Origin of the sequence: Acidaminococcus sp. HCP3S3_G9_1 (assembly GCF_052122455.1) — a bacterium.
Classification (GTDB): Bacteria; Bacillota; Negativicutes; order Acidaminococcales; family Acidaminococcaceae; genus Acidaminococcus.
This window is the reverse complement of the sequence record NZ_JBQKCH010000018.1, coordinates 35,267-47,706: the sequence shown is the minus strand read 5'-3', so window position 1 is coordinate 47,706 and position 12,440 is coordinate 35,267. Positions and strand designations below refer to the sequence as shown.

Sequence of the window (12,440 nt, the reverse complement as noted above, 5' to 3'; positions counted from 1 at the left end):
CGATAGCTAAGGGGATCCACCTGTTCCCATGCCGAACACAGCAGTTAAGCCCTTATACGCCGAAAGTACTCGACTGGAAACGGTCCGGGAGGATAGGGAGCTGCCGGTTAGAAAAATTCCGCATCTGATGGATGCGGAATTTTTTTGTCAGCGGTTCGCTGACAGAAAGAAGGGGCTGTTGCGTTTGCAACAGCCCCTTCTTTCAATTATTCAGCAAATACCCTTTCAGCGCTTCACACAGCTCCATCCCCAACGTATTGGGGCTCAATGGATACCAGGACTGGTCTTCCACTTTTTGCTTTCCCGTTTCATTCCCCAGCCCGTTGTAGGTGTACTGGACCAGATCGGATACCACCCGCAGCCGTACGTCGTATTTACTCTGGAGCAGGATGGTCCGGGTGGCGGTGCCCATGGCTCCTTTTCGCACCCATTTGTTCCAGATGGTCAGGATCCCGGTCTTTTCGTCGTACTGGATACTCCGGGAATCATAGTACACATCATAGCTGCTGTTGCTGCCCACCAGGGTCCAGGCCGCAGCTTCTTCCGTAGGAGGGGTGGGCAGGGCTTCCTCTGTCTTTTTTCCAGAGGGTGCAGGCTGCTTTGTATCATTTGCAACAGTAACTGCTGCTTTCGGCGAATCCTTTTTCTCTTCCTGGGCAAAAAGCAGGGAAGGAACCGACAGCAGAGAAACAAATAATAAAGGAAAGAACAGAGATTTTTTCATAATGTACACCCTTTCTGGTAAATCCATGGAACTATTGTACCACATCGTGTTATACTATAGGTAGTTTAACTGATGGATTAATTTGGAAACTTTTCTAAAGGAGGGACGCCTCATGAAAATCACCTTCCTGGGAGCGGACAAAATTGTCACCGGGTCCTGTCACCTGCTGGAAGTGAACGGAAAGAAGATCCTGCTGGACTGCGGCATGTTCCAGGGACCCAAGCTGATCCGGGAACTGAACCGGAAACCCTTCTCCTTCAACCCGGGAGAAATCGACGCGGTGATCCTCAGCCATGCCCATATCGACCACAGCGGCCTTCTGCCCAAACTGATCAAGGAAGGGTTCAAGGGGTTCATCCACTGCACCCCGGTTACCGAAGAACTGTGCCAGATCCTGCTCCCTGACTGCGGACACATCCAGGAATCCGATGCGGAAATCGCCACCCGGAAAGGTCTCCGGGCCGGGAAATCCGTGGTGGAACCCCTGTATACCGCCGACGACGCCTACCTGACCCTGAAGCATTTCATCACCCACGATTACGATGAAGACGTGGAACTGTATCCGGGGATCACCTTCCGGTTCCGGGTGGCCGGCCATATCCTGGGCAGTGCCCTGGTGAACCTGATGATCGAAGAAAACGGGAAGAAGACCAAGCTGATCTTCACCGGGGACGTGGGCCAGCCCAATGTGCCCATCCTGGACGATCCTCATCAGATTTCCGGCGCCGATTTCATCATTACCGAATCCACCTACGGGAACCGGCTCCATGAACAGATCGACCGGGAAAAGGAACTGTGCGACGTGATGAAGGAAGCCCTGAGCCGGGGAGGCAACGTGATCATCCCCGCCTTTGCCGTAGGCCGTACCCAGGTGATGCTCTACTACTTCCAAAAACTCATGCACAGCGGCCAGCTGCCGGTGGTCCCCATTATGGTGGACAGCCCCATGGCCATCAAGGCCACCCAGGTGATGCAGTTCAACCCGGAAGAATATGATGAGGAAGCCCGGACCATTTTCCGGCAGCAGAAGGGGAAACTCATCGACATGCCCAATGTGAAGTACACGGAGACGGCGGCGGAATCCAAGGCCATCAACGACATGCCCAGCCCCATGATCATCATCTCCGCCAGCGGCATGGCCGATGCAGGCCGTGTGCTCCACCATCTGAAACACAACCTGTGGCGGAAGGATTCTTCCGTGATCTTTGCCGGGTATCAGGCGGAAGGCAGCCTGGGCCGGCGGCTCATCGACGGGGCCAAAAAGGTGAAGATCATGGGCGAAGACATTGTGGTGGGGGCCAAGATCTATAACCTGAGTGGTTTTTCCGCCCATGCGGACCGGAACCAGATGCTGGCCCTGTACAAGGGTATGGAGGAAAAGCCCAAGGCCTTCTTCGTGGTCCACGGGGAATACGATGCCGCCAGCTCCTTTGCCCACCTGCTGAATACGGAACTGGGCTGCGCCACCTACATCCCCAACTTCGGTGATTCCGCCATCATCGACGGCACCGACTGGCGGATCGAGGAAACCAAGGTGATCACCAGCGAACCGGCCATCCAGAACATGCGGGATTACCTGCGGAACTTCGAAAAGGATTATCTGGTGTACAAGGGCCGTCTGGAACAGCTCATCACCCACGATCCCCGCCGGATCCCCGATATCCGGGCCAAGATGGACAAAATCCGCAAATACATTGACGATGTGATGAAAACATTGTGACAGTATTTGACATCCAGAGGGGAAAAGAATATAATAGGAAAGTCGAAATGATGCAGTTTACTTTGAGGATGCTTCCAGACAAGCATCCTCTTGATTTATCTGGAAATAAGAGGGGATTGGGCTTTTATGATTAGAAATGATTTGCGTAACATTGCCATCATCGCTCACGTCGACCACGGTAAGACTACCCTGGTGGATGCCATGCTGAAGCAGAGCGGTGTATTCCGGGCCAACCAGCAGGTGCAGGAACGGGTCATGGACTCCAACGATCAGGAAAGAGAACGTGGGATCACCATCCTGGCCAAGAATACTTCCGTTATGCACGATGGCTGCAAGATCAACATCCTGGACACTCCGGGCCATGCTGACTTCGGCGGTGAAGTGGAACGGGTGCTGAACATGGTGGACGGCGTACTGCTGCTGGTAGACGCTTATGAAGGCCCCATGCCCCAGACCAAATACGTACTGCGGAAAGCCCTGGAACATCATCTGAAACCGGTGGTGGTCATCAACAAAATCGACCGTCCGGATCAGCGGGTGGAAGAAGTGGTGGACGAAGTCCTGGACCTGTTCATCGAACTGAACGCCAACGACGACCAGCTGGATTTCCCGGTGGTCTATGCCTCCGCCAAGAAGGGCATTGCCAAGCTGTCCATGGATGACGAAAGCGACAACCTGGAACCTCTGTTCCGCACCATCATCAAAAGCATCCCCGCTCCTGACGTGGATGTGGATGCTCCGCTTCAGATGCTGGTCAACACCCTGGACCACGATGACTATGTGGGCCGGATCGTGGTGGGCCGTGTGGTCCGTGGCACCATCAAGAACGGCCAGAACGTGTGCCTGATGCATGATGACAAGCGCACCACCCAGAAGATTGGCCGTCTGTACACCTACGAAGGTCTGAAACGGGTGGAAGTGCCTGAAGCCAAAGCCGGGGACATCATTGCCCTGATCGGCCTGAGCACTGCTGAAATCGGCGACACCATTGCCGATGTGGACAACCCGGAACAGCTCCAGGGGATCAAGGTGGACGAACCCACCCTGTCCATGACCTTCTCCGTCAACGACAGCCCCTTTGCCGGCCAGGAAGGGGACTTCATCACCAGCCGCCATCTCCGTGACCGTCTGTACAAAGAAGTGGAAACCAACGTTTCCATGAAAGTGGAAGACACCGACAGCGCCGATACCTTCAAGGTGTCCGGCCGTGGGGAACTGCATCTGTCCGTGCTCATCGAAGCCATGCGCCGGGAAGGGTTCGAACTCCAGGTAGGGAAACCCACCGTAATCATGCACCGGGATGAAAACGGCAAGCTGCTGGAACCCATGGAAGCACTGACCATCGAAGTGCCCCAGGATTTCATGGGCCCTGTGATGGAAGGGCTGGGGATCCGGAAGGCTGAACTCCAGAACATGACCGAAGTGGCCGGCTACCTGCGGATGGACTTCATCATCCCTGCCCGGGGCCTGATCGGTTTCCGGAACCAGTTCCTCACCGACACCAAAGGCAACGGGATCATGAACCACGTGTTCGCCGGCTGGGGTGCCTACAAGGGCGATATCCCGGGCCGTACCCGGGGCAGCCTGGTGGCTTTCGAAGCCGGTACCACCACGGCCTACGGCATTGACAAATGCCAGGCCAGAGGCACCATGTACGTGAACCCTGGTGAAGAAGTGTACGAAGGGGAAATCGTCGGCGAAAACAGCCGGGAAGACGATATGGACGTGAACCCCTGCAAGAAGAAACACGTATCCAACATGCGTGCCGCCGGGAGCGACGACGCTGTCCGTCTGGTTCCGCCCCAGACCTTCTCTCTGGAAGGGGCCCTGGAACACATCAACGACGACGAAACCGTTGAAGTCACCCCCAAGAGCATCCGCATGAGAAAGAAGATCCTGTCCCGTCAGGAACGTTCCCGTCAAAGAGCACGGAACGCACGGGCATAAGAATAAGAGGGACTGCTGCATTTGCAGCAGCCCCTCTTTTTTGCTTTCTCTTCCATTTTGGTGTAAAATAAAGAAATACAAAGAAGGGAGGGATGTGCTCATGTTTGCCAGTTTCAAATCGTCCAGATCTTCTGCATCCAGAACTCCGGCAGGGGAAAGTGAGAATCCCGGACTGACGCTCCTGGACACGCCCAACCTGGATCTGTGTCTGCGGACACCGGCCAGCCTGGAAGAAATTGTTGCCTACGGCAAGCTGATCCTGGAAGGCAAGGGCCTCCTTATGTGTCTCAACGACCTGCAGGAACCGGACAAGATCCGGGCTCAGGACTACCTGGCCGGCGTAGCCTACACCATCGGAGCCACAGAAACCGAAGTCTCCCCGGAAGTGACCATGTATCTGCCGGGAGAAGTGAATACCATCAGAGGATAAGTCATTGACAATTGACCATTGACGGGGGCTGCAGCGCAGCCCCCTTTTTTAAAGGAGCACCCATGAACCAATTCGTCCATTTGCATACCCATACCCAATACAGCCTCCTGGATGGGTCCTGCCGGATCCCGGAACTGGTCCAGTATGCCAGGGAGCTGGGGATGCCGGCCCTGGCCATTACGGACCATGGGGTCATGTACGGGGTCATTGAATTCTATCAGGAATGTGAGAAAGCCGGGATCAAACCCATCATCGGCTGCGAAGTGTATATCACTTCCGGGTCCCATCTGGACAAAAGCCTGGAAACCCGGAGCAAACTGTACCATCTGATCCTTCTGGCGGAAAACCAGACCGGCTACCAGAACCTGATGAAGCTGGTGTCTATTGGGGAAGTGGAAGGGTTCTACTACAAGCCCCGGATTGATAAAGAGGTGCTCCGCCAGTACAGCGAGGGGCTCATCTGCCTGTCCGCCTGCATCGCCGGGGAAGTGCCCCGTCACATCCTCCGGGGAGAACTGGAAACCGCCGAAAAGACCATGCTGGAATACCTGGACATTTTCGGCCGGGACAACTATTTCCTGGAGATCCAGAACCACGGGCTTCCGGAAGAGGCCACCGTCCGCCAGGAACTCCACCGTCTGGCCAAAAAGCACAACATCCGGCTGGTGGCCACCAACGACCTTCACTATATCCACAAGGAAGACGCCGCCGGCCAGGACATCCTCCTGTGTATCCAGACCAACGCCCGGTACCTGGATCCTCAGCGGATGCGGTTCAACAACGATTCCTACTACCTGAAGAGCCGGGAAGAGATGGAAGCCCTGTTCCCGGAAGACCAGGAAGCCCTGGACAACACCCTGGAAATCGCCCGGCGGTGCAATGTGAAGCTGGAATTCGGCCATCTGCTCCTGCCGGAATTCCCTCTGCCTCCCGGGGAGACCATGGACGGCTACCTGCGGAAACTGTGCGAAGAGGGCTTTCCCTCCCGGTACCCGGATGACGACGGCACCGCCCGGAAACGGATGGAATACGAACTGGGAATCATCAAACAGATGGGCTATTCCGGTTACTTCCTCATTGTGTGGGACTTCATCAACTACAGCCGCCGCCACGACATCCCGGTGGGCCCCGGCAGAGGCAGCGCCGCCGGCAGTATCGTGGCCTACCTTACCGGCATCACCAGCATCGACCCGCTGAAGTACAACCTGATCTTTGAAAGGTTCCTGAACCCGGAACGGGTGAGCATGCCCGATATCGATACGGATATCTGCTACGTGAAGCGCCACCTGGTGGTGGACTACCTGGCCCGGAAATACGGGGAAAGCCACGTGGCCCAGATCATCACCTTCGGGACCCTGGCCGCCAAAGCCGCCATCAAGGACGTGGGCCGGGCCATGGACATTCCTCTCAACGTGGTGAACCAAGTGAACAAACTGATCCCCAACACCCCGGGCACCACCCTGAAAGGGGCCTTGGAAGGGAGCCGGGAGCTCCGGGAACTCCGGGACCAGGATCCCAACATCGCCCAGCTGCTGGATTTTGCCCAGAAAGTGGAAGGGATGCCCCGGCACACCTCCACCCATGCGGCAGGAGTGGTGATCACCCCGGGGGAACTGACGGACTATGTGCCCCTCCAGATCACTTCCAGCAGCGACGATGAGCATGAATACATCTGCACCCAGTACGACAAGGACCGGTCTGAAAGCCTGGGGCTGCTGAAGATGGATCTTCTGGGTCTCCGGACCCTGACCGTCATCGACGACGCCCTGAAGATGATCAAACGGAACCAGGGGGTGGAGGTGGATATACGGCACATCGACCTCCACGATCCCAAAACCTGCAAAATGCTCTGTATCGGGGATACAGCGGCGGTGTTCCAGATGGAAAGCGACGGCATGACCCGGCTCATGAAACAGCTGGCCCCGGAAGGCTTCGAAGACCTGATCCCCCTGGTGGCCCTGTACCGGCCCGGTCCCTTGGGCAGCGGCATGGCTGAAGACTTCATTGCCGGCCGGCACGGCAGACGCACCGCCCAGGTGCTCCATCCGCTTATGGAGCCCATTGTGGCGGATACCTACGGGGTCATCCTGTACCAGGAACAGGTGATGCAGATCGTATCCACCCTGGGGGGCTTCACCCTGGGGGAAGCAGACATTCTCCGCCGGGCCATGGGGAAAAAGAAGGCCAAGCTCCTGGATTCCATGAAGGAAAAATTCCTGGAGGGAGCCCAGAAGCTCCACGGCATCAGCCGGGAACTGGGCGATAAGATCTTCGCCCTTCTGCAGCACTTCGCCGGCTACGGGTTCAACAAATCCCATTCCGCCGCCTATGCCCTGGTGGCCTATGAGACCGCCTGGCTGAAGGCCAACTACCCGGTGGAATACATGGCCGCCTTCCTGAACAGCATCATCACCGTGGCGGACAAGGTCAGCTGGTACATCGGAGTGTGCCGGGATATGGGCATCCAGGTGCTGCCTCCGGACATCAACACCAGTGAAGCCGGGTTCTCCGTGGACGGCCATACCATCCGGTTCGGCCTGGGGGCCATCAAAAGCGTAGGGGATGCGGCCGTGTCCGTGATCCTGGAGGAACGGGCGAAACGGGGACCCTTCAAGGACTTCTTCGATTTTACCCGCCGGGTTGACCTGTCCAAGGTGAACAAGCGGGTGGTGGAAGCCTTGATCAAAAGCGGTTCCATGAACGGATTCGGCCTGCGCCGGAGTCAGCTGCTGGCCATTATGGACCCGGCCCTGGAAGCGGCGGCCAGTGAACAGCGGGACCGGATCACCGGCCAGCTGGGGCTTTTCGGGGAGGAAGACATTGCCAGTGCCAACACCATCCCCATCCCCAACCTGCCGGAAATCCCCAAAGAGGAGATCCTCCGGTTGGAACGGGAACTGATCGGGTTCTATGTGACCGGGCACCCTCTGGATGCCTACCGGAATGCCCTCCGGCGGCTGACGCCGCTCATCCGGTGCAGCGAGGAAAATTACAAGGACGGGGAACGGATCGCCGTAGGGGGCATCATCACCGATCTCCGGCTCCGGTCCACCAGGAACGGGGACCGGATGGCCTCCTTTGTGCTGGAAGATCTGACCGGCAGCCTGGACGTGATCGCCTTTCCCCGGGCTTACGCCGTCAGCCGGGCCAACATCGACAAGGACCGGATCGTCATGATCCAGGGGGTCTTGAAGCTGGACGAGGAACAGGCCCGGATCTTTGCCAACAAAGTGGAGCCCCTCCAGGAGGCGGCCAAAGAAGTCCATCTCCATATCGGCCCAGGGAAGAACACCCAGGCTGTTCAGCAGCAGCTGGGAGGGATCTTCGCCGCCTTCCATGGAAAGAACCCGGTGTACCTCCACGTGGCAGACACTAAAAAGGTCATCCGTACCAATCCCAGGTTCTGGGTGGAACTGGATGCCCCTGGGTTCTCCGAGGCCATAGAACGGGTGCTGGGGAAGGGGAGTATGGAATTGTAGGGTGTTGCCTGGGCAACACCCTCTTTTTCATAAGCAATCCCTTATATTCACAGAAAATCCCCAATTATTTGTCCCACAATTCTGTAGAAATTTCCGTTACAGAACTTGCGTGGAATTATTCGTCAATTTAGAATTAAAGAGGAAAATGGAGAAAATCATACTATACAGATTGTATACAGGAGTTTACAAAATTTGAAAGGCTAGTCTGACAAGTTCCTGCAATCCCTTGCATACCGGGAACACACGTGTTACAATGGGGCTGTGTGGTTTTGAACTATATGATTTTTAGGAGGTCGCTTTGTAATGAACATCGTTGTATGTGTTAAACAGGTACCGGATACCGCTGAAATGAAGATCGATCCGGTTACCAACAACCTCGTCAGAGATGGTGTAACCAATATTATGAACCCCTATGACCAGTATGCTCTGGAAACGGCTCTGCAGCTGAAAGACGAACTGGGTGCTCATGTAACTGTCATCACCATGGGACCGCCCCATGCTGAATCCGTCCTGAGAGACTGCCTGGCTGTTGGCGCTGATGAAGCCAAACTGGTCAGCGACAGAGCTTTCGGCGGTGCTGATACCCTGGCTACTTCCGCAGCCATGGCCAACACCATCAAACATTTCGGCATTCCTGATCTGATCCTCTGCGGCCGTCAGGCAATCGATGGGGATACTGCCCAGGTTGGTCCTGAAATCGCTGAACATCTGGATCTGCCCCAGGTTACCGCTGCTCTGAAGGTTCAGGTCAAAGATGACACCGTCGTGGTTGACAGAGACAACGAACAGATGTCCATGACCTTCACCATGAAGATGCCCTGCGTAGTAACCGTAATGCGCAGCAAGGATCTTCGTTTTGCCAGCATCAGAGGCAAAATGAAAGCCAGAAAGGCTGAAATCCCTGTTTACACCGCCGCTGCCCTGGAAATCCCTCTGGACATCATCGGCAAGGCCGGCTCTCCGACTCAGGTTATGAAGAGCTTCACTCCGAAAGTGACCCAGGTACACGGCGAAATCTTCGACGATGAAGATCCTGCTGTTGCAGTCGATAAGTTGGTTAACAAACTGATCGAAGACAAGATTATTACGAAGTGAGGTTGGGTATAAATGGCTAACACGAAAGGTTTAAAGACCGGTAACGAAAAAGATTTATGGGTCTATGTTGAACATTACAAAGGCGAACCTGTCCATGTTGTATATGAACTGCTGGGTGAATGCCGGAAACTGGCTGACAAATGCAACCAGAAACTGGCTGCTGTCCTGATCACTGACGATGCCAAAGACGTTCCGTCCAAACTGATTGCCCGGGGCGCTGATCTGGTCTATGTGTGCCAGGATCCTGCTTTCAAATATTATTCCACTGACGAATACACCAATGCTTTCTGCGAAATGATCGATGCTTACCAGCCCTCCGCTGTATTCATCGGTGCCACCAACGACGGCCGTGACCTGGGGCCCCGTATCGCTGCCCGGGTGAACACTGGTCTGTGCGCAGACTGCACCATCCTGGACGCTGAAGAAGACGGCCTGATCGAATGGACCCGTCCTGCTGCCGGTGGTAACATCATGGCTACCATCCTGTGCAAAGAACATCGTCCTCAGATGGGTACCGTTCGTCCCAAGACCTTCAAGGCTATGGAACCCGATGCTTCCCGTACCGGCGAAGTAATCAACTACACCCTGAAGAACCATGTGGATGACCGGGTAACCTGCATCCGCAGAGAAGAAGTGGTCAGCGAAGGGGAAATGGCCATCGACGATGCACCGTTCGTATGCTCCGGCGGCCGCGGCATGAAAGCCAAAGAAAACTTCTCCCTGCTGTATGACCTGGCCCATGTACTGGGCGGCGCCGTAGGCGGCAGCCGTGCTGCAGTGGATGAAGGGTTCATCGAACATCCTCGGCAAGTGGGTCAGTCCGGTAAAACCGTTACCCCGAAGATTTACTTCGCCTGCGGTATTTCCGGTTCTGTACAGCACAAAGCCGGCATGAGCAAATCCGATACCATTGTCTGCATCAACAAGGATCCGGACGCTCCTATGTTCGAGATCTCCAAATATGGTATCGTTGGCGATGCTCTGAAGATTCTGCCTCTGCTGACTGCAAAGATCAAAGCCTTCAAAGAATCCTAATTTTACAAACGGAACTGAAAAGTCCGGGCTTATTACAAGTCCGGACTTTTTTTGGAAAAAGTACATGATGCTTTTCCCGGAACCATCATGGATATTTCAGAGGGGGAACATTTCATGAAGAAAACGAAAATCATCTGCACCCTGGGACCGGCCACCGACAAAAAAGACCTGCTGGTGGATATGATCAAATCCGGCATGGACCTGGCCCGGTTCAACTTCTCCCATGGCTCTCACAGCGAATGTGAAGCCCGGCTGAACCTGCTGAAAGAAGCGGAAAAGGAAGCAGGCCGGCTGGTAGGGTATGTGGCGGATACCAAAGGGCCGGAAATGCGCCTGGGGCTGTTCAAGGGGGACAAGACCACCCTGGTGCCCGGCCACGAATTCACCCTGACCATCGACGATGTGGAAGGGACTGCGGAAAAGGCCCATGTGAACTATAAGGGCCTGCCGGAAGAAGTGAAGCGGGGGGACACCATCCTCCTGAACGACGGGAAACTGTCCCTGGAAGTCCAGTCCACCACCGACCGGGAAATCCACACCCTCGTGGTGAACGGCGGGGAAATCTCCTCCCGGAAACGGGTGGCCGTCCCCGGAGCCTTCCTGAAACTGCCCTTCCTGTCCGATGCGGATGTTTCCGACATTACCTTTGCGGCCCAGCACGGCATGACCTATGTGGCCGCCTCCTTTGTCCGGAATGCCCACGACGCCATGGAAATCCGCCGTCTTCTGGAAAGACTGGGGTCTCCCATGGGGATCATCGCCAAGATCGAAAACCAGGAAGGGGTGGACAACATCGACGAAATCCTCCAGGTGGTGGATGGAGTCATGGTGGCCCGTGGGGACCTGGGGGTGGAAATCCCCATGGAAGACGTGCCTATTGTCCAGAAGCAGATCATTGCCAAATGCAACGCCCTGGGCAAGCCGGTGGTCACTGCCACCCAGATGCTGGAAAGCATGATTACCAACTACCGGGCCACCCGGGCAGAAGCCAACGATATTGCCAACTCCATTTTTGACGGCACCGACGCCATTATGCTCAGCGGGGAAACCGCCTCCGGGGCTTATCCTCTGGAAGCCGTCCAGACCATGGCCCGGATCGCCAAACGGACGGAAGAAGCCATCGACTATGTAGGGGTGTTCCAGCACAAGGGCATCGGGGCCCAGGTCCAGATGACCGACGCCATCAGCCACGCCACCGTCCAGATTGCCCAGGAACTGGAAGCCAACGCCATCATGTCCATTACCGAAAGCGGCTACACCGCCCGTATGGTGGCCAAATACCGGCCCAAAGCCCATGTGCTGGGGGTTTCTCCCAAAGAGGAAAGCCTGCGGCGGATGAACCTGTACTGGGGCGTGACCCCCCTGAAAGGGGAAAACAAAGCCAGCACCGATGCCCTTATCGAAGCGTCCCTGAAGAACGCCTTGGATGCAGGGTTGATCAAGAAAGGGGATTCCCTGGTGGTCACCGCCGGCATGAACGTGGGCAAAGTGGGCAGCACCAACCTGATCCAGGTGGTCAATGTAGGCCAGAAGATCGTATCCGGCCAGGGCATCGGCAAGAAAGCCGCCAGCGGTATTGTCCTCCGGGTGGAAAAGAAAGCAGACCTGGACCAGTTCAAACCGGGCATGATCCTGGCCGTAGCCGCCCTGGAAAATGAAATGGGCACCTGTGCCGCCCAGGCCGGAGGCATCATCGCCGAAGAAGGCGGCTTCACCTCCCCGGCTGCCATCATCGGCATCAACTACGGCATCCCGGTGATCGTAGGAGCTAAAGGAGCCATGGAAGCCCTGGAAACCGGGGACCTGGTGACTTTGGATGTGACCACAGGGAGTGTGTATGCGGGGAAGATTAACGTGAAATGAGTCTATAGGGCTTTGCTCTATAGACTGTCAATGGTCAATGGCCGTTGGATACAAAAAATCCTGCCGATCAGGGCAGGATTTTTTGTTTTGAATATGGGATAAAAATGAACCCGTAGGGGAGGAGCCAGGGGTGCCTTGGCAATCCAG

8 protein-coding genes and 1 rRNA gene are annotated in these 12,440 nt (G+C 55.8%); 8 read left to right on the top strand and 1 reads right to left on the bottom strand.

Going from position 1 to position 12,440, the window contains the following annotated elements:
- Window positions 1-109 (top strand): 5S ribosomal RNA (rrf, locus tag ACTQY1_RS10205); the annotation flags it as partial.
- Between the two features lie 93 nt (window positions 110-202).
- Here rrf and ACTQY1_RS10200 read toward each other — a convergent pair.
- A complete protein-coding gene (locus ACTQY1_RS10200) occupies window positions 203-724 on the bottom strand; it encodes a surface-adhesin E family protein (protein ID WP_022487070.1) in 522 nt (173 codons plus the stop codon).
- Window positions 725-836: 112 nt separating this feature from the next.
- Between ACTQY1_RS10200 and ACTQY1_RS10195 the strand changes: the two genes are divergently transcribed.
- From ACTQY1_RS10195 to pyk, 7 genes are all read left to right on the top strand, one after another.
- A complete protein-coding gene (locus tag ACTQY1_RS10195; RefSeq protein ID WP_154488625.1) occupies window positions 837-2,444 on the top strand; it encodes an MBL fold metallo-hydrolase RNA specificity domain-containing protein in 1,608 nt (535 codons plus the stop codon).
- A gap of 126 nt (window positions 2,445-2,570) precedes the next feature.
- A complete protein-coding gene (gene typA, locus ACTQY1_RS10190) occupies window positions 2,571-4,391 on the top strand; it encodes a translational GTPase TypA (protein ID WP_154488624.1) in 1,821 nt (606 codons plus the stop codon).
- 100 nt (window positions 4,392-4,491) lie between these two features.
- On the top strand, window positions 4,492-4,821 hold the full coding sequence (locus ACTQY1_RS10185) for a cell division protein SepF (RefSeq protein ID WP_279128416.1): 330 nt from the start codon (window positions 4,492-4,494) through the stop codon (window positions 4,819-4,821).
- A gap of 62 nt (window positions 4,822-4,883) precedes the next feature.
- A complete protein-coding gene (locus ACTQY1_RS10180; RefSeq protein ID WP_441369101.1) occupies window positions 4,884-8,300 on the top strand; it encodes a DNA polymerase III subunit alpha in 3,417 nt (1,138 codons plus the stop codon).
- Window positions 8,301-8,603: 303 nt separating this feature from the next.
- Entirely contained in the window at window positions 8,604-9,395 is a 792-nt protein-coding gene (locus ACTQY1_RS10175) for an electron transfer flavoprotein subunit beta/FixA family protein (protein ID WP_022487064.1), read from the top strand.
- A 12-nt stretch (window positions 9,396-9,407) separates the two neighbouring features.
- Window positions 9,408-10,430 (top strand): electron transfer flavoprotein subunit alpha/FixB family protein, encoded by a 1,023-nt coding sequence (locus tag ACTQY1_RS10170; RefSeq protein WP_022487063.1) that lies wholly within the window; start codon window positions 9,408-9,410, stop codon window positions 10,428-10,430.
- A gap of 114 nt (window positions 10,431-10,544) precedes the next feature.
- Window positions 10,545-12,293, top strand: coding sequence for a pyruvate kinase (pyk, locus tag ACTQY1_RS10165; RefSeq protein WP_022487062.1), 1,749 nt, complete (start codon window positions 10,545-10,547; stop codon window positions 12,291-12,293).
- The last annotated feature ends 147 nt before the right edge of the window (window positions 12,294-12,440 follow it).